The following is an 18887-nucleotide window of genomic DNA, read 5'->3' on the forward strand; positions in this document are numbered from 1 at the left end:
CAAGCGCGAAGTTGCTCAAGGCGTTGCTCGACATACAGGTGCCCTGGCCCGAGTCACTGCCAACGGCTCAGGCAAGCGGCCCGCTCATGGGGCTCTACCGTATCGGCAATCTCTGGCACGCCAGCGTCGGCGGCCTGTTGTTCCAGGTCAGCGTGGTGCCCGGTTTCGGCGAGGTGTACCTGGTGCACCCACAGCATCCGCAACACCCCGGCTTCAAACTGATCAGCGACGGCCGAGGGCATTGGCGGCTGGATCGACACGCCAGGCTGGAAGGCGGTATGCCCAGAGAGCGGTTGAGTCAATGGCAAAGAAAACGCAACGAACAATTGGAGGCGCTGAACTCAGGATTGGCAGCCCTCAATATTGAAGCGAATGCATTGGCGCCACACGCGCAACAGTTCAACGACGCCGTGAAAAAAGCCCAGGATCAACTGACAATCCACAAGCAAGCCTTGAGAGAAGACTGGCAAAGGCTTGGCAGCCCCACATTACTTCCCGCACTGCGCCCAAGAATCGCCGACCGTCATCAGCAAAGGCAGAATTCGACGGCAAGCGCCACCACCGCTTGGCGCATCGCATTCGACAACTACCAGGAAAACACGCAAGCGTATATTTCCACGCAGGAAAAGTCCTTGAGCATGGCCAAAGAGCTGCTGGAACTGGACAGAACGCAGACTCAATACAAGTCGCTACGAGATATCGCGACCGAGAACATTCACAGTCACTTGTTGTTTTCTTATTCGTGCCTGCACCAAAAAATCAAAAACACGCTGGAAACCGCTCGCGGCGAAAGCCTCGCTGAACTACTGCTGCGGGTCGACAGAGAACTGCCCGACCACATCACAGGCGCCTACGAGGCGTTCATCAGCGGTGCGACGCAGCGACTGGAAGCGCTCAAGGAAATGTTCACAATCGCCGAAAAAGTTGAAGCCATACTGCAACAGGCCAGTCCGGTATTGAGAGATCAACTCACGGGCAAAATCACGTCCGGCAACACGATTTCTTCGGCCATCATTGAACAGCATATCCTGTTAGCGTTTGTCGAGTTGATAGTCGATCGCTCTCTTGACACCGGCAACCCGCAGGAGCGGCCTTTCCTCACAGTACTCACCGATCGCCAAGCGACTACCGCCATCCTCACTCACACCGAAATACAAGCCACAAGTGGTTACTCACCGACCGAACAAATTGACGTACTCAAGGGTGCACTCCAGCAGTACGGTCGACTGGAAAATGCCGTCAACTCGTTAGCTGAAATGAGTTCCCGGCTTGTGCGAGAGCCGTATCGGGCCCCCTTTCTGGAACAGTTCGGCGTGGCCCGCACGGCAGTGGAAGCGCAACTGGCCCAGTTGATCCTGTCTGAAGAAGGCTTTGCCCCCAGGCAACCCCCCAACCGGGCGGTGCGGCAGAGACCCACCAGTCGAAGGGTTATCAAGACCCGTAACAGGGAGACACTGGTGGGTGACTTGCGCCCGAGTGAGCCCGGTGTAGAGGGCAACTTCATCGACATCAAGGACCCGCTCACCGGGCAAACCGTCGCCACTTACCATGAACACGTCAATGAAGGCGTCTGGAACGTCGTCGAGCAAGCGCTGCCGGCCCCGAGGCCCGCCGCACCTGCGAGCCGCACGTTAAAGGCGATCAAAGCGCAGGCAAAAATCGTCAGGGACGAGCGGGCAGGTATCGATTCAAGCATTCGCTTCCAACAACGCAAGCTTCAGGAGCCCGGCCGACGCGAGAGCCTCGACCCCTACGACTGGGATGTGATGCTGAGCCAGCATGCCGCGAAGTTTGAAACGCTTGCAGAGGAACTCCTGCGTGACCACGCCGCCAACGCAGAGGCTGTCACCCTGCGCGATGCTTATCTGGCGCAAGCCAATGCCGCCATGCTACAAGCCCGCGAGGCGTGCGCCGCAGGGTATAAATTGCAGCGCCCGAAAGCTGCCAATGTCGCCTATTTGTGGAAACACGGTTTTGTCGATATCAACCTGCGACGCGAGCGCTTTCGACTGCTGGCCGGTGACTATCTCACTGAGTACGCGATCCGCGACACGGACAAAATCCGCGCCGCAATGCCGCTCGAAGACGCCGACCTGTGGTACGCCCACTTCCATTACCCGGCCATCGACACATCGCCTCTGGAACCCACTTTCGGCCATCTGAAAACCAAGGCAGAGCGCCGGTTTACGCGCCGCGAACTGATCGAACAGGCGCGTGCCGACAACCGCGCAGTGGTCAATCTGGATAAAGCCGAGATCAAAGCCCCGTTGGACCGAGAGTTGTTCCTCGGACTGGAGGTCCTGGCGTGAGATAGCCAAGGGATTGTCTATGCTCTGTAGGACAACCTGACTGACGAGGGCGATATGGACGATCCCATCGATAACAAACCACCCACCTTCTGGCAGATGCTGCACAGCGTGGTCGCGGCGGCGTTCGGTGTGCAGAGCGGCAAGAACCGCGCCCGCGATTTCACCCACGGCAAGCCCAGCCATTTTGTAGGGCTGGGCATTCTGTTCACGCTGGTATTTGCCTTGACCTTGTTCGGTATCGTCAAGCTGGTGCTGCACTTCGCCGGGGTGTGATGCAGCGGCCACGTGCAGCGCGGTCAACGCCCCCTGTTCACTGGTGGCTGACCCAGAACACGGCGGTTCCGACCACCAGGATGATCAGGAACAAAATCGCCCACGCATCCACGGTACTGTCAGGTTTACGCACTTTGGTGGAATTGCTCATCGCATCGCCTCTTGTCGGTTTTATAGGTGATTGCATCACGGCTCAACGACAGTAAAGATCATGATTGCCCGCATGACAAATGTGGGTATCGTGATAACGGTTCTCATTAGTCAGTTTGGTTATTTACATATACCCAAACATCACTTTTGCGCATATACGCAAACTGGTATCGTGCGCCGGCTCCGTTGGGAGTGCGCGGCCGTGCGCGCAGATTTGCCGAGAACAGGACCTATATGTACGTATACGACGAATACGATCAGCGCATCATCGAGGACCGCGTCAAGCAGTTCCGTGATCAGACCCGACGCTACTTAGCAGGTGAACTGAGCGAAGAAGAGTTCCGCCCTCTGCGCCTGCAAAATGGCCTTTATGTTCAGCGCTTTGCGCCGATGCTGCGGGTGGCCGTGCCTTATGGCCAGCTGACCTCGCGCCAGACGCGAATGATGGCCAAGATCGCCCGCGACTTCGACAAAGGCTATGCCCACATCAGCACCCGGCAGAACGTGCAGTTCAACTGGCCGGCCCTGGAAGACGTGCCGGACATCCTGGCTGAACTGGCCACTGTGCAAATGCACGCCATTCAGACCAGCGGTAACTGCCTGCGCAACGTGACCACCGACCAATTTGCCGGCGTCGCTGCCGACGAGTTGATCGATCCACGGCCGTGGTGCGAAATCGTGCGCCAGTGGACTACCTTCCACCCTGAGTTCGCCTACCTGCCGCGCAAGTTCAAGATCGCCATCAATGGCTCGACCTCGGACCGCGCCGCCATCGAAGTGCACGATATCGGCCTGGAGCCGGTGCACAACGCTGCCGGCGAGCTGGGTTTCCGAGTGCTGGTCGGCGGTGGCCTGGGCCGTACGCCGGTGGTCGGTGCGTTCATCAACGAGTTCCTGCCGTGGCAGGACCTGTTGAGCTACCTCGATGCCATCCTGCGGGTCTACAACCGCTATGGTCGTCGTGACAACAAATACAAGGCCCGGATTAAGATCCTGGTCAAGGCGCTGACCCCTGAGGTTTTCGCGCAAAAGGTCGATGCCGAGATGGAACACCTGCGCGGCGGCCAGACCACCCTGACCGAAGCCGAAGTACACCGCGTCGCCAAGCATTTCGTCGACCCTGAGTATAAGGCTTTGGCCAACCAGGACGCCGAGCTGGCCGCACTCGACCAACAGCATCCGGGCTTTGCCCGCTGGCGTACGCGCAACACCCTGGCGCACAAGAAGCCGGGCTATGTGGCGGTTACCCTGTCGCTCAAGCCCACCGGGGTTGCGCCAGGTGACATCACCGACAAGCAACTGGACGCCGTCGCCGACCTGGCCGAGCGCTACAGCTTCGGCCAACTGCGCACCTCTCACGAGCAGAACATCATTCTTGCCGACGTCGAGCAGAGCCAATTGTTCACCCTGTGGGGCGAGCTGCGCGAAGGCGGTTTTGCCACGCCGAACATCGGCCTGCTGACCGATATCATCTGCTGCCCGGGCGGCGACTTCTGCTCCCTGGCCAACGCCAAGTCGATCCCGATTGCCGAATCGATCCAGCGCCGTTTCGACGACCTGGACTACTTGTTCGACATCGGCGAGCTGGACCTGAACATTTCCGGTTGCATGAACGCCTGTGGTCACCACCACGTCGGACACATCGGCATCCTGGGCGTGGACAAGAAAGGCGAAGAATTCTACCAAGTGTCCCTGGGTGGCAGCGCCAGCCGCGATGCGAGCCTGGGCAAGATCCTCGGCCCATCCTTCGCCCAGGAAGCCATGCCCGAGGTAATCGGCAAGCTGATCGACGTCTACATCGAACAGCGCACCGAAGATGAGCGTTTCATCGACACCTACCAGCGCATCGGCATTGACCTGTTCAAGGAGCGCGTCTATGCAGCGAATCATTAAGAACAACGAAGTCCTCGACGAAACCTGGCACCTGCTGCCCAAGGACGCGAGCTTCGACGGCATCTCCAACTGCGACGACCTGATCGTACCGTTGGCGCTGTGGCGCGAACACGGCCACGCCCTCAAGGCCCGCGACGGCGGCCTGGGCGTGTGGCTGGATGCCGATGAAGAAGCCGAAGAAATCGGTGAAGACGTCGAGCATTTCCAGGTCATCGCCCTGAACTTCCCGGCCTTCACCGACGGGCGCAACTACTCAAACGCACGCCTGTTGCGTGAACGTTATGGGTACAAAGGCGAATTGCGCGCGATTGGCGATGTGCTGCGCGACCAGTTGTTCTACCTGCGCCGTTGCGGGTTCGATGCCTTCGCCTTGCGCGCCGACAAAGACCCGTACGAAGCGCTGGAAAGCCTCAAGGACTTTTCGGTGACGTACCAAGCGGCAACGGACGAGCCACTACCGCTGTTCCGCCGCCGCTGAGTCTCAACTGTAGGAGCGAGCTTGCTCGCGAAAAACCTCAACGATAACGCGTGCGTCCTGAATGAACGCGGCGCCTGTGAGTTTTTCGCGAGCAAGCTCGCTCCTACAAGGATGGCAGCTTGATCGAGGCCAGCACCTGCTTCTGCCCCATGGAGCAAGGCACGCCTTCCGGCTGCGCCCGTACCGCCTCGATCACGCCCAATAATTGCGCCTTGTTGTGAGCCAACTGCGCCTGCATCACCTCGATCTGAGCCACCTTGCGCTCCAATGCCTCGATCAACTCATCACGCTTGTGCTCCCCCGGCGCGGGCATCAACGCTTTGAGTTCCTGCAAGGTAAAGCCGGCCTGCTGCGCACTCTGGATCAATTGCAGCGTCTGCAGCGCCTCAGGGGCATAGCGCCGATAACCATTGGCCTGGCGTCCGACCTGACTGATCAACCCCTCAGCCTCATAAAAGCGGATGCGTGACGCCGCCAACCCGCTCTGTTTTGCCAGTTCACCGATATTCATCGAAACGTCCGCTTGACATTAAAGTTAACTTTAAGCTTAGCCTGAGGCCTCCCCCGCTCAGGAGTCAACGCATGTCACCTTTTGAAGCTTTGCAACTGCCCAACGGCCAGGTTATTTCCAACCGCATCGCCAAGGCGGCGATGGAAGAAAACATGGCTGATCTGAATCAGGCACCCTCCCGCGAATTGAAGCAGTTGTACAAGACCTGGGCCGAGGGTGAACCCGGCCTGCTGCTCACCGGCAACGTCATGATCGACCGCCGTGCCATGACCGGCCCCGGTGGCGTTGCGCTGGAAAACGAGCAACACCTGGACAGCTTCCGCGAATGGGCCGATGTAGTGCGGGCCAAGGGCGTGCACTTCTGGGTGCAGCTCAGCCATCCGGGGCGCCAGACCATGGCCAACCTGGGCCAACAGGCACTGGCGCCGTCTGCCATCGCGCTGGACCTGGGCAGCTTTTCCAGAATGTTCGCCAAGCCCAGGGCCATGACCGAAGACGACATCCAGGACGTGATCCAACGCTTCGCCACCAGCGCCCGCCTGGCCGAGAAAGCCGGGTTCACCGGGGTACAGATCCACGGTGCCCACGGCTATTTGTTGAGCCAGTTTCTCTCACCCTTGAGCAACCATCGCACCGACCGCTGGGGCGGTTCACTGGAGAACCGCGCACGCCTGCTGCTCGAGGTGATCCACGCCGTGCGCGCCAGCGTCAGCCCATCCTTTTGCGTGGCGGTAAAACTCAACTCCGCCGACTTCCAACGCGGCGGTTTCGATGCCGCCGACGCACGTGCCGTGGTCGAACTGCTCAACCCGCTGCCCATCGACCTGCTGGAATTGTCCGGCGGCAGCTACGAAGCGCCGGCCATGCAAGGCGAAGCACGGGACGGCCGTACCCTGGCCCGTGAGGCGTACTTCCTGGAGTTCGCCAAGGAACTGGCCACGATCGCCAGGATGCCGTTGATGGTCACCGGCGGTATTCGCCGCCTGCCCGTCGTGCAACACGTGCTCGACAGCGGCATTGCCATGGCCGGCATCGCCACCGCCCTGACCCTGGAGCCGCAACTGATCAAACACTGGCGCGAGGGCCGCGACCTCAACCCGCAGCTCAAACCCATCGACTGGAAACGCAAACCCTTGGCCGCCCTCGCCACCCTTGCCCTGGTGCGCGACCAGATGCGCCGCCTGAGCCGCGGGCGCCTGCCCAACGCCAAGGCCGCTCCGTGGCTGGCGCTGGTGTGTGACCAGTGGTTTACGGCCCGGCGTACGCGGCAGTACCGCGCGAGCATGACGCAATCTTCACATTAAACGCGGAGCATTCGCCGTGATTGAACTGTCCCCTACTGATCAGCAGTTTTTCAACCTCACTGACGATTGGAGTGCTTCATGGCGAAAATCAACCTGGCCCAGCAGCTGGCGACTACCCTTGAACAGGCGGGTATCAAGCGCATCTGGGGCCTGACCGGCGATAGTCTCAATGGGCTCACCGACGCCCTGCGCAGCATGGACAGCATCGAGTGGATGCATGTGCGCCACGAAGAAGTGGCCGCGTTCGCCGCCGGCGCCGAGGCCGCCGCCACCGGTGAGCTGACCGTGTGTGCCGGCAGTTGCGGGCCGGGCAACCTGCATTTGATCAATGGTCTGTTCGACTGCCATCGCAACCATGTGCCGGTACTGGCGATTGCTGCGCAGATTCCGTCCTCGGAGATCGGCCTGAATTATTTTCAGGAAACCCATCCCCAGGAACTGTTCAAGGAATGCAGCCATTTTATCGAGCTGGTGAGCAACCCCGAGCAGATGCCCCACGTGCTGCATCGCGCCATGCGTTCGGCGATTCTCAATCGAGGCGTGGCGGTGGTGGTGATTCCGGGAGACGTGTCGTTGCTGGAGGTAGAAGACAAGCTCAAGCCATGGCCGGCGCTGCATGCACCGCGCACATTGCCGGCCGAGGCCGACTTGCAGCGCTTGAGCGATATGCTCCAGAGCAGCGAGAAAGTCACACTGCTGTGCGGCAGCGGTTGCGCCGGTGCCCATGACCAGGTAGTGGCGTTGGCCGACGCCCTCGGCGCGCCGGTGGTGCATGCGCTTCGCGGCAAGGAGCATGTGGAATGGGATAACCCATTCGATGTGGGCATGACCGGCCTGATCGGTTTCAGCTCCGGCTACCACGCGATGCTCGACTGCGACACGCTGATCATGCTCGGCACCGACTTTCCTTACCGTCAGTTCTATCCGACCGACGCCAGAATTATCCAGGTTGACCGTGACCCCCAGGCCCTGGGCCGACGCGCGACCCTGGACCTGGGCATCGCCGCCGATGTCAGTGAAACCATCGGCGCGCTGTTGCCGCGCCTGACCCGCAAGACCGATCGCAGCTTCCTCGAAACCTCCCTCAAGCATTACGAGAAAGCGCGCCAGGGCCTGGATGACCTGGCGCAACCGTCCAAGGCGGATCGACCGATCCACCCTCAATACGTAGCACGCCTGCTCAGCGAGCTGGCCGATGATGATGCGATTTTCACCGCCGATGTCGGTTCACCGACCGTATGGGCCGCGCGCTACCTGAAGATGAACGGCAAGCGCCGCCTGATCGGCTCGTTCAACCACGGCTCCATGGCCAACGCCATGCCCCAGGCCATCGGCGCGCAGGCGGCGTTCCCGGGTCGGCAGGTCATCTCGATGTCGGGTGACGGCGGTTTCACCATGTTGATGGGGGACTTCATTTCGCTGGCGCAATTGAACCTGCCCGTCAAAGTGATCGTGTTCAATAACGCATCACTGGGTTTCGTCGCCATGGAGATGAAGGCCGCAGGCTACCTGGACACGGGCACCGAGCTGAAAAACCCGGATTTCGCGGCCATGTCCAATGCCATGGGAATCCTGGGGATTCGCGTGGAGCAATCCGAAGACCTGGAGCCGGCCCTGCGCCAAGCGCTGGCCCACAACGGCCCGGTGCTGGTGGATGTAGTGACGGCCACCCAGGAGTTGGTGATGCCGCCGACGATCAAACTCGAACAGGCCAAGGGGTTCAGCCTGTATATGCTCAAGGCGGTAATGAGCGGGCGTGGCGATGAAGTGATCGAGCTGGCGCGCACCAACTGGCTGCGCTGATCCAACGGCGGGAGGGGCAAACCCCTCCCGCACCCGGACTCATGGTCCGATTCAGCCCTGTTGTTTTTCGACCCATTTGCCGAAGGCATCGATAAACGCCTGCAGGAACGGCCGGGTCTTTTCCGACAGCTTGCCGGCCTCATCGAACACGCTGCCCGCTCCGCCCAGGTAGGCTTCAGGCTGTTGCATGCACCACACATCAAGAAACACCAGGGACTGGCGCAGGTGATGGTTGGCACCAAAGCCACCAATGGCGCCTGGCGATACGCTGATGATCGCGCCGGGCTTGCCGCTCCAGGCACTCTGCCCATACGGACGGGACCCGACATCGATGGCATTCTTCAACGGCGCCGGCACGGAACGGTTGTATTCGGGCGTCACGAACAACACCGCGTCGGATGAACTCACCTGTTGACGGAAAGTGCTGTAGGCTTGCGGCGCGCCTGGCCCGTCTATGTCCTCGTTGTAGAGCGGCAAATCGCCAATTTCAACAATGTTCAGCTTCAGGTTGGCCGGCGCCAGCTCGGCCAGTGCCAAGGCGACTTTGCGGTTGATCGAGTCATTTCTCAAGCTGCCAACCAGGACGGCAATCGTGTAGACCTTGCTCATTGAGGTTTCCCGACGTCTGACTAAAGGAGCCTGTAGTTATAAAGATTTCATCGCGCGTGCACCAGCGGGTTTTGAGAATGCCGCACACGTTGATGCGCAATCCCATGTGTGGGAAATATCTGAAACGTTAAACGAATAGTATTTTTTTCTTATAGGTAAACTACCCCGCTCCCTGACGGTCTACAGAACCGCAAATCGAGTGTTTATCTCCAGAGGTTCTAAACAGATGGCAGCAGTACTAGTCGGACAGTTTCATGCCAGAGACGCGGAAGGCCGCGTGTATTCGGTGCATGAGTTCCAGGAATCCAACCCGGCGCACGGCGACCTGGCTGGCTCGGCGCCTACCACCACCTACAAGCTGGCCATTGGCGACCGGATGGAGAAGCTGGAGGGTGATGAGTTCCGATTGGTTCAGTCGGGCACCATCCTCGTACGCGAATCGAAGACCACCCTCGCCTCATAAGACTTGGCCCTGACCTCCTGCCCGGCCCAGGCGACTGGGCCGGGGTTGCTACGGGCTATGGATTTGCGTCACCTCAATGCCCTGCTCACCTTGCTTGAGCGTTACCACCACCTGCCCCCTCTCCCCCTCAACCGCATACATCGAGCGCGTGTAGCCCGGCCGGTCGTAAGCGGGATAGGCCTGCACCTGCCTGATCAACGTGATACCGAGCACGGCGCCCACCTGCTCGCCGACCTGTTCCTGGGAGCGAATAAACGCTTCAAGTGCGAGGTCCTCCGGTGCGTATTCGGCGTGATTATTGAAGAAGTAAGCCGCCATGCACCCCACGGTCACCAGGACCAGGAGTTGCTTGGCCGTTACCCCGAAGAGCGTCGAGGGTAGAGGCATTTGAGACCAGACCTGTTTTTGTTGTAAGTACCGGGTCACCGGCATTGGTCGTTGCTGATCAGACACCGCATTCTAGTAGGGTCGTGGCGCAACGCCATAGACCGGGGCGACGCTCGCAGTCTTTTTTGCGCACAAAGGCCTGCGCCATTGAATCCCCAACGCGCTGCACATAGACTCCGGCCATGCGTTTACGTCATATCGAAGTGATTCAGGCCATCTTGCAGACCGGGCACCTCGGCACGGCCGCCGAGTGGCTGCAACTGCCCGTGGGCGAGGTAGACGCCACCCTCAGGGATGCCGAGCTGCAACTGGGCTTCATGCTGTTTGCCAGTGTCCGCGGGCGCCTGCAAGCCACCCGTGAAACCCTGGAGTTGCAGACGCAGATCGCGCCCCTCTACGACGCGCTTGAGCCGCTGCAGCGCCTGGCCAGCCGCTTGAAACACCATCACGCGCCGACCTTGCGTGTGCTGTGCACCCCGCCGCTGGCAAACCAGTTGTTGCCACAGAGCATCGCCCTGCTGCGCCGACGCTTCCAGGACACGCCGTGCAACCTGTCGAGCCAGCCGACCCGGGAAATCGTGCGCAGCCTGTTGCTGCATGAAACCGATGTGGGCCTGAGCCTGCACGATCCGGAGCACCCGCACATTCAAGGCAGCGTACTGGCCCAGGGCAAACTGCAATTGCTCGCCCCCCATGGCTGGCTCAAACCCAGGCAGAAGTACATCGCGCTGCAGGATCTGGCGGGGCAGTCGATGATTGGCCTGGAGGGCCAGGACCCGTTGAGCCGCCTGCTGGACGCCAAACTGCAAGCCCTGCGCCCGCTGCCGGTGGTGCAAACGCGGGTGCAGACGTACCAGATGATGCGCAGCATGGTCGAGGCAGGCGAAGGCCTGGCGGTGGTCGATCCGTTCACCGCCTTCGGTGCACGGGACGCGGGGCTGGATGTGTGCCCGATTTCACCACCGATCAGTGTCAACCTGTATGCACTGACCCTGCACGGCGCAGCCCCGTCACCGGCCCTGAGCGCATTGCTGGAGATCGTAACCGAGAAGGCCGAAAACCTGCTGTCCAACGACATGAAACCCGCGTAGACGCCGCCTCAGATCGAGCTGACTTCAGTCTTGAACAGCCGATACCAGAAAATCGCCACTTCACGGGTTTGCGGGTCGATCCCGCGATAGCGCAGTTGATCGATGCCCCCCATGACATACCCGCTACGCTCATACAGGCGACAGGCACCAAGGTTGTTGTTCTGGGTTTCAAGCATCATGCCCGGCAGGTTTTTCTTGCGTGCCCAGAACTGCGCCACATCCAACAGCGCCTTGGCGACGCCGTGACGCCGTGCAGGCAGCGCCACCGCCAGCTCGTCAACGTGGGCGAAGCCGTTCCAGTTGGTACTGACCACGACGTGCCCGACGGCGCGATCATCCAGATAGGCCATGAAGATCGCGCTGTCGGGCGCGTTGCGAAAGCTGGCGAATTCTTCCGGGTCGATGCCGTAGCACTTGCGGTACGGCAGGATGCGCTCCAGCGGCCACTGATCGACGCGCTTGTCCATCTGCGGCACACCATAGGCACTGACCTCGAAACTGAAGTCATTGCCCCATACATAAGCGTCGAAGCCTTCATCGGCGACGCGCACACTGAGCCCTGGATACTTCGGGTTCATGACAGCTTGCATAACGTTCCTTAACCTTTGATGCAGTCGACGGTGTAACAACGACCACTGCCGTCATCTTCATGTTGCAGCCCATGCACATCAGCGACAAAGCCGGGGAAACTGCTATCGAACGTGCGGGCGAACGCCAGGTAATCGACGATCGAACGCGTTGACTCGGTAAAGCGCTCGCCCGGCATGATCAACGGGATGCCCGGCGGATAGGGCACCAGCATCACGGCTGCGATGCGTCCTGGCAAGGCATCGATGGAAACGGCTTCCACTTCCCCCCTGACCAACTGATCGTAGGCGTCGGCCGGCTTCATCGCGATCTGCGGCAACACCGTGTACATACGCTTGAGGTGCCGGGCTGTCGCATTGCTGCGATAGCAACTGTGCAACTGGTTGCACAGATCGCGCAACCCCAGGCCTTGATAACGGACCGGACCCTGGGCATAGACCGAAGGCAGGCAACTGGCCAGGCTGGTATTCCCATCATAGCTGCGCTTGAACTCCAGCAACTCGGTGAGCAAAGTACTCCACTTGCCTTTGGTGATGCCCATCGAAAACAACACCAGGAAAGAATACAGCCCGGTCTTCTCCACCACCAGGCCGCGCTCCCAGAGGAACTTGCTGACCACGGCGGCGGGAATCCCGCAATCGCTCAAGGCGCCACCGGCGTTGAGGCCGGGCATCACCAGCGTGACCTTGATCGGGTCCAGCAACACATAATCTTCAGCCACGTCGCCGAAACCATGCCAGTCGTCCTGGGGGTGCAGCAGCCAGTCAGCCGTGGCGACCCGGTCGATACCGGCCACCGAGGGTGGCTGCCAGATGGAAAACCACCAATCATCGGCGGCGATATGCTGACGCAGATTGGCCAGTGCACGGCGGAAACTCAGGGCCTCGTCGAACATTTCCTGCAACAGCGAGCGACCCGCCGGCCCTTCCATCATCGCCGACGCAACGTCCAGCGAGGCGATGATGCTGTACTGCGGCGACGTGGAGATATGCATCATGAACGCTTCGTTGAAACGGTCGCGGTCCAGCTGCCGCGCACCGCCATCCTGCACATGGATCATCGATGCCTGACTGAAGGCCGCCAGCAATTTGTGGGTGGAGTGCGTGGTGAACACCAAGGGGCTGTCCGGCGTACGCAACGTGCCCATGCCATAGCGCCCGGCGAAAAACTCGTGGAACGCCGCATAGGCGTACCAGGCCTCATCGAAGTGCAGCACCTCCACACTGTTGCCCAATTGCTGCTTGATCAGTTCGGCGTTGTAGCACAGGCCGTCGTAGGTGGAATTGGTCACCACCGCCAGCTTGACCTTCGCCGGGCGGCCCCGGGCCAGCGGGCTGGCGTCGATCTTGGCGCGGATCGATTCGGGGCTGAACTCACTCAAGGGGATGGGGCCGATGATCCCCAGTTCGTTGCGCTCCGGGCACAGGTACAACGGGATCGCGCCGGTCATGATGATCGAATGCAGCACCGACTTGTGGCAGTTGCGGTCCACCAATACCAGATCGTCGCGGCCCACCATGGAATGCCAGACAATTTTGTTGGCGGTGGAGGTGCCGTTGATCACGAAGAACGTATGGTCGGCCCCAAAGTTGCGGGCGGCGCGGGCTTCGGCTTCGGCCAGCGGCCCGGTGTGATCGAGCAGCGAGCCCAGTTCCGGGACGGAAACAGACAGGTCCGAGCGCAGGGTGTTCTCCCCGAAGAACTGATGAAACGCCTGCCCCACCGGGCTTTTGCGATAGGCCACGCCACCGCCGTGGCCCGGGGTATGCCATGAGTAATTGGAGTCGGCGGTGTGTTGCACCAGGGCCTTGAAGAACGGCGGCAGCAGGCCATCGAGGTAGGTGCGCGCAGCGCGGGCGACCTGGCGCGCCAGAAACGGCACGGTATCTTCGAACAGATACAGAATGCCGCGCAACTGGTTGAGTTCGCTCATGGCGTCAGCCGGGGCGTTTTCCAGGGTGACTTGTTCGCCCAAGGCGAAGATCGGCAGGTTGGGCGCCCTCACCCGCGCCAGGCGGATCAGCTCGACCATGTTTTGCAGCAAGTGGGTGTTTTCCCCGGCGCCTTCCGCTGCGATCAGCATGCAAGCCAGGCCATGGTGGGTGGACGCTACCAACCGCCCTTCGGCGTAGTCCACGGCAGAAAAGATACTGAAGCCCTCCTGCTCCAACTCCCTGGCGATGCCTCGAACCCGGTCACCGGCAACGGTGTCGGCCTTGATGTCACGGTGCACGATAAGGACGGGAAACTTCAGGTCTTTGTACATGAGCGCGCCTACTCCTGAGGGCTTGCACTCAGGGTAGAGGCTGGAAGCGAATGTGGCGAATGAAGATTTCGAAGACAGTGGGGATCAACTGTTGATGCCGTCAAGAGCGGACGCAGAGCGTCCAAGGCGGCATTCCCACGCAGAGCGTGGGAACGATCGTAGGGTGCCAGGATTACTGTTGCGTCAGTTGGGTCCACAATGCTGGTGCGCCGGCCGCCTTGGCAATCGCTTCCAACCGCGCGACGTGCTCGGCCAGATCCTGCTCGCTGGCTCGGATGACAGGCGTGGGCCTGCGGTCTGCCGGCAGGCGACGGATCTCCGAGGGGCGATTGCCCGAGCCTTCCGCCGAACCGCTGCCATCGGTTGCATTACCGGCCAGCGACAGGCTGGTCTGCCCACCGGTCATGGTCAGGTAAACGTCAGCCAGGATCTCGGAGTCGAGCAAGGCGCCGTGCAGTTCACGCCCGGAGTTGTCGACACCATAACGCTTGCACAAGGCATCAAGGCTGTTGCGTTGGCCGGGGTGACGCTCGCGGGCCATCATCAAGGTGTCGAGGATCGAGCAGTGCCGGGAAATATCCGCTCGGTCCATTTGCCCCATCAGGGCAAATTCATTATTGATGAAGCCGACGTCGAACGCCGCGTTATGGATGATCAGTTGGGCGCCGTTGATGAACTCGAAAAACTCATCGGCCACTTCGGCAAAGCGCGGCTTGCCCTTGAGGAATTCGTCGGTGATGCCGTGGACGCCGATCGCGCCTTCGTCACTGTCGCGGTCCGGTTGCAGGTAGACGTGGAAGTGACGACCGGTCAGGCGGCGCCCCATCAGTTCGACACAACCGATTTCGATGATCCGGTGACCATCGGTCACCGGCATGCCGGTGGTTTCGGTATCGAGTACAACGGATCGGATGGCCATCAGGGTTCAGCTCTCAACGGTGTGTAGATCAAAGGGCGCGATGTTAACACGTCAGCCGGCATCAGCTCTGCTTGTAGCCGCGCACTTCATCCACGCCACGGTTGGCCAGTTGGTCGGCACGCTCGTTGCCTGGATGGCCGATATGCCCGCGCACCCATTTCCAGGTGATGTCATGGCGGTTGCATTGCTCATCGAGCAATTGCCACAGGTCGGCATTCTTGACCGGCTCCTTGGACGCCGTTTTCCAACCGCGCTTCTTCCAGTTGACCATCCACTCGTTGATGCCCTTCATCACATACTGCGAGTCGGTCACCAGCAGGACGTTGCAGCGCCGCTTGAGCTCTTCGAGGCCGCGAATGGCGCCCATCAGCTCCATGCGGTTGTTGGTGGTATTGGCTTCGCCGCCCCACAACTCCTTCTCCACGCCCTTGCACACCAGCAATGCGCCCCAGCCGCCGGGGCCGGGGTTGCCCTTGCAGGCGCCATCGGTGAAGAGTTCTACACTATCGGTCATCGGTTATTCGGCCTGAATCAAAATGAGGTTTTACGGTTGACGTTGTTCGCGGTTGACCTTGGCCAGCGGCATTGGCACCAGCTTGCCGAGCGGTTCGCGGCGCACTTGCTGCACCGGGCGCAGGCCGACCACGATCTTGCGTGCCACCAATAAATAGAAGCCGCCACCCGACAGTTGCCAGGCGCCTGCGCGGCGTTCCCAGCCAGCGAGGCGGCCCTGCCACTTGGCGGACGCAAGCGGCGGACGATAGCACCCGAAGCGGCGTTTCTCCAGCGCGAAGCCCAGCAGGTTCAACCAGTCGCCGACCCGCGAAGGCGCAATGCAACGCGCCTGGCGCAAACCGTCATGGGCGAACAGGTGGCGCAGGCCCCAACTGCTCCAGGGGTTGATGCCAATAATCAGCAAATGGCCACCCGGGCGCACGCTGCTCGCGGCTTCGCGCAACAAACCGTGGGGAGACAGGCAGAAATCCAGGCCGTGCTGCAACACCACCACATCGGCGGCGTGTTCGCTCAACGGCCAGGCCTGCTCCTCGCAGACGATTTCCACGCCCGGCAACGGCGCCCCCAGGCGTACATTGCGTTGTACCTGCGGGGCGCTCGGTGGCGAATCGGCCGAGGGGCCGTAATGCACCAGGTAGCCGCCGAAGAACCGGCCCAGCTCGTCTTCGAGCATGCGCCGCTCTTCATCCAGCAGCAATTGCCCCAGCGGCCCGGACAGCCATTCGCGGGCGGCACCGATCAGAGCCAGCCACTCGGGATCGGCCTGGGCGAACGCTTTATCAGTCATTGCATTCTCCAATTCGCCTAGACGTTCTAAGATGCACCAATGTGTTCAGCTTGGCGAATCGAAGAATGATACAGATCAGTGCCCTGCCCGCCTTCACCGATAACTACATCTGGTTGTTACAGGATGAGCAAACCCGACGTTGCGCCGTGGTCGATCCCGGTGACGCCGCGCCGGTCATCGCCTGGCTTGAGCAGAACCCTTCCTGGGTACTCGGCGACATCCTGGTCACTCACCATCACCATGATCATGTCGGCGGTGTCGAGCAACTCAAAAAAATCACCGGCGCCAAGGTCTACGGCCCCGCGAACGAAAACATCCCGGCCAGGGACGTCGACTTGCAGGACAACGACCGCATCACCGTGCTCGGCCTGGACTTCGCCGTATACGCAGTGCCCGGCCACACCCTCGGCCACATCGCTTATTACCATCAAGGCGTGTTGTTGTGTGGCGACACGCTGTTTGCCGCCGGTTGCGGTCGCCTGTTCGAAGGCACGCCGGAGCAGATGCATACCTCGCTTGAGCGCCTGGCCGCCCTGCCCGCTGACACCCTGGTGTACTGCACCCACGAATACACACAAAGTAACCTCAAGTTTGCCCAAGCCGTGGAACCGCATAACACCGACATCGCTGAGCGGGTTGCGCAAGTCGCTCAGTTGCGGGCGCGTGGCGAGATGACGCTGCCGTCCAACCTGGCGCTTGAAAAACGCACTAACCCTTTCCTGCGCACCTCTGAAACATCCGTTAAACAAAAAGCGGACGAACGGAATGGACGCGACAACCGCTCTGGGGCCGAGGTGTTTGCTAGCTTGAGGGCCTGGAAAGATAAGTTCTAAGCCGAAGCGATCTGATACGAAATTTCTGAATGGTTGACCGGAACCAAAGCGCTTTCTAGAATCGCCCGACATTTTTGCCCGGAACTTACTTCCAGCCAATGTCGTCATCTATTCGTAAATCCATTTCTTCAGACGCATTGACCCGCCTGGCTCAAGCCGTGGCGGTGGCCGTTTCCGCAACTCTGGCGGGCTGCCAATCGACTCATTACGCTGCACAATCCACCGTGCAACCCAAACCCAATCTTGCTGCCAAGATCAAGCAAAAACCTATCTGGCTTTCAGAGAAGCCCAGCCCCGAAGTGCCCCAGGATGTCTGGGAACGCATGCGTCGGGGCTTTCAATTGCAGGACGGCGTCGGCGTCAACCCGCGCATCGAGCAACAGCGCCTGTGGTTCGCCAGCAACCCGTCCTTCCTGGAGAACGCCGGGGAACGCGGCAGCCTCTACATTCATTACATCGTCGAGCGCCTTGAAGAGCGCAACATGCCGCTGGAACTGGCGCTGCTGCCGGTGATTGAAAGTGCCTACAACCCAATGGCCTATTCGCGCAGCGATGCGGTCGGCCTGTGGCAGTTCATCCCCTCCACCGGACGCTACTTCAACCTGCGCCAGACCCGCGCCTACGATGGCCGCCGCGATATCACCGCCTCCACTACCGCCGCCCTGGACTACCTGACCCGTCTGCATGACATGTTCAACGGTGACTGGCTGCTGGCCCTGGCGGCCTACAATGCGGGGGAAGGTACGGTCAGTCGGGCCATCGAGCGCAACGAGAAGCTTGGCCTGCCGACAGACTACTGGAACCTGCCCCTGCCCCAGGAAACCAAGGACTACGTGCCCAAATTCCTGGCGCTGTCCCAGGTGGTGCTGGCCCCCGAGGCCTACGGCGTCAACCTGAACCCGATCGCCAACACGCCGTATTTCGAAGTAGTTGAAGTCAAGCAAAGCATGGACCTGTCCCGGGTCGCCGCGCTGGCGGAAATCGATGAAGACGAGCTGTTCCAGCTCAACCCGGCCCTGAAACAACGCACCACCCTGGACGGCCCCCAGCATCTGCTGGTGCCCACCTCCAAGGCGCAACTGCTCACCAGCACCCTGTCGATGATGAAGCCCGAAGAGTTGTTGAGCATGCGCCCGAAAAAGCCGGTGTTCGACGAAGTCGAGACCAAGACGGTTGCCGGGCGTACCCGCAGCTACAAGGTGCGCACCGGCGACAACCTCACGCTGATCGCCAAGGCCAACAAGGTCGATGTGCACGACCTGCAGCGTTGGAACAAGCTCAACGGCCAGGCGCTCAAGGTCGGCCAGACCCTGGTGATGCAGGACACGCGCAAAGCCGCCGCGAAAAAGCCGGTGCAGTACAAGGTCAAGAAAGGCGACTCGCTGTACATGGTCGCCAAGCGCTTCAATGTCGAGATGCAGCACCTCAAGCGCTGGAACCCGCGTACCGGCCAGGCATTGAAGCCTGGGCAGATGCTGGTGGTGTCGGGGCCGCGCTGAGGCCTCAGAAACACCGAGGACCCCATGTGGGAGGGGGCTTGCCCCCGATTGCGGTGTGTCAGCTTACACATCGCTGTCTGGCTGCCTGCTATCGGGGCATAGGTATCTACACAACGTTTCAGACCGTAGCAGCCGACGGTAACCACGATGCGAAGCGAGTCGCTCTTGATCTTGATCTGCTTTTGATCTTAGGCGCCCCGTTAAACCA

Annotated in this window: 17 protein-coding genes and 1 pseudogene; 10 read left to right on the forward strand and 8 right to left on the reverse strand. The window is 60.6% G+C overall.

The window, feature by feature from the left end; translation table 11 throughout:
• From BFP90_RS14000 to BFP90_RS14015, 4 genes and pseudogenes are all read left to right on the forward strand, one after another.
• A pseudogene (locus tag BFP90_RS14000) lies at positions 1-2309 on the forward strand (hypothetical protein); the annotation flags it as partial.
• Between the two features lie 54 nt (positions 2310-2363).
• A complete protein-coding gene (locus BFP90_RS14005; protein WP_065885258.1) occupies positions 2364-2582 on the forward strand; it encodes a DUF2970 domain-containing protein in 219 nt (72 codons plus the stop codon).
• A gap of 384 nt (positions 2583-2966) precedes the next feature.
• Entirely contained in the window at positions 2967-4625 is a 1659-nt protein-coding gene (locus tag BFP90_RS14010) for a nitrite/sulfite reductase (protein WP_057011146.1), read from the forward strand.
• Positions 4609-5103 (forward strand): DUF934 domain-containing protein, encoded by a 495-nt coding sequence (locus tag BFP90_RS14015; RefSeq protein WP_065885257.1) that lies wholly within the window; start codon positions 4609-4611, stop codon positions 5101-5103. The genes BFP90_RS14010 and BFP90_RS14015 overlap by 17 nt, the downstream gene beginning before the upstream one ends.
• 103 nt (positions 5104-5206) lie before the next feature.
• Here the strand turns inward: BFP90_RS14015 and BFP90_RS14020 are convergent, their stop codons facing one another.
• Complete coding sequence (locus tag BFP90_RS14020; RefSeq protein WP_065895377.1) at positions 5207-5614, reverse strand: MerR family transcriptional regulator; 408 nt, start codon at positions 5612-5614, stop codon at positions 5207-5209.
• Positions 5615-5685: 71 nt separating this feature from the next.
• Between BFP90_RS14020 and BFP90_RS14025 the strand changes: the two genes are divergently transcribed.
• Positions 5686-6918 carry an NADH:flavin oxidoreductase/NADH oxidase family protein gene (locus BFP90_RS14025; RefSeq protein WP_065897048.1) on the forward strand — a complete coding sequence of 411 codons (1233 nt, stop codon included), beginning with the start codon at positions 5686-5688 and terminating at the stop codon, positions 6916-6918.
• 78 nt (positions 6919-6996) lie between these two features.
• Positions 6997-8721 carry a ubiquinone-dependent pyruvate dehydrogenase gene (gene poxB, locus BFP90_RS14030; protein WP_065897050.1) on the forward strand — a complete coding sequence of 575 codons (1725 nt, stop codon included), beginning with the start codon at positions 6997-6999 and terminating at the stop codon, positions 8719-8721.
• 51 nt (positions 8722-8772) lie between these two features.
• Here poxB and BFP90_RS14035 read toward each other — a convergent pair whose 3' ends face one another.
• Positions 8773-9330, reverse strand: coding sequence for an NADPH-dependent FMN reductase (locus BFP90_RS14035; RefSeq protein WP_065897052.1), 558 nt, complete (start codon positions 9328-9330; stop codon positions 8773-8775).
• A gap of 226 nt (positions 9331-9556) precedes the next feature.
• Between BFP90_RS14035 and BFP90_RS14040 the strand changes: the two genes are divergently transcribed.
• Positions 9557-9793, forward strand: a complete 237-nt coding sequence (locus BFP90_RS14040; RefSeq protein ID WP_065885254.1) for a hypothetical protein — start codon at positions 9557-9559, stop codon at positions 9791-9793.
• 48 nt (positions 9794-9841) lie between these two features.
• On the opposite strand, the gene BFP90_RS14045 is transcribed toward BFP90_RS14040, so the two are convergent.
• Positions 9842-10180, reverse strand: a complete 339-nt coding sequence (locus BFP90_RS14045) for a hypothetical protein (RefSeq protein WP_065895440.1) — start codon at positions 10178-10180, stop codon at positions 9842-9844.
• Between the two features lie 182 nt (positions 10181-10362).
• Here BFP90_RS14045 and BFP90_RS14050 point away from each other — a divergent pair, with 182 nt between their 5' ends.
• Positions 10363-11271, forward strand: a complete 909-nt coding sequence (locus tag BFP90_RS14050; protein WP_065895374.1) for a LysR substrate-binding domain-containing protein — start codon at positions 10363-10365, stop codon at positions 11269-11271.
• A gap of 8 nt (positions 11272-11279) precedes the next feature.
• On the opposite strand, the gene BFP90_RS14055 is transcribed toward BFP90_RS14050, so the two are convergent.
• The 5 genes from BFP90_RS14055 to BFP90_RS14075 form a co-directional block, all read right to left on the reverse strand.
• A complete protein-coding gene (locus BFP90_RS14055) occupies positions 11280-11861 on the reverse strand; it encodes a GNAT family N-acetyltransferase (protein WP_065885252.1) in 582 nt (193 codons plus the stop codon).
• 8 nt (positions 11862-11869) lie between these two features.
• Positions 11870-14125 carry an Orn/Lys/Arg family decarboxylase gene (locus BFP90_RS14060; protein ID WP_065895373.1) on the reverse strand — a complete coding sequence of 752 codons (2256 nt, stop codon included), beginning with the start codon at positions 14123-14125 and terminating at the stop codon, positions 11870-11872.
• 172 nt (positions 14126-14297) lie between these two features.
• On the reverse strand, positions 14298-15038 hold the full coding sequence (gene dnaQ / locus BFP90_RS14065) for a DNA polymerase III subunit epsilon (RefSeq protein ID WP_163001637.1): 741 nt from the start codon (positions 15036-15038) through the stop codon (positions 14298-14300).
• Positions 15039-15105: 67 nt separating this feature from the next.
• Positions 15106-15558: a ribonuclease HI gene (rnhA, locus tag BFP90_RS14070; protein ID WP_057725161.1), complete on the reverse strand. Its 453-nt coding sequence runs from the start codon at positions 15556-15558 to the stop codon at positions 15106-15108.
• Between the two features lie 30 nt (positions 15559-15588).
• Positions 15589-16347 (reverse strand): class I SAM-dependent methyltransferase, encoded by a 759-nt coding sequence (locus BFP90_RS14075; protein ID WP_065885249.1) that lies wholly within the window; start codon positions 16345-16347, stop codon positions 15589-15591.
• A 65-nt stretch (positions 16348-16412) separates the two neighbouring features.
• On the opposite strand from BFP90_RS14075, the gene gloB reads away from it, so the two are divergent.
• Complete coding sequence (gloB, locus tag BFP90_RS14080) at positions 16413-17180, forward strand: hydroxyacylglutathione hydrolase (RefSeq protein WP_065897055.1); 768 nt, start codon at positions 16413-16415, stop codon at positions 17178-17180.
• 98 nt (positions 17181-17278) lie between these two features.
• The gene (locus BFP90_RS14085) at positions 17279-18679 is read left to right on the forward strand and encodes a transglycosylase SLT domain-containing protein (protein WP_065897056.1); all 1401 of its coding nucleotides are present in this window, start codon (positions 17279-17281) and stop codon (positions 18677-18679) included.
• The last annotated feature ends 208 nt before the right edge of the window (positions 18680-18887 follow it).

It is taken from the genome of Pseudomonas sp. 24 E 13, assembly GCF_900004715.1.
Lineage (GTDB): Bacteria > Pseudomonadota > Gammaproteobacteria > Pseudomonadales > Pseudomonadaceae > Aquipseudomonas > Aquipseudomonas orientalis_A.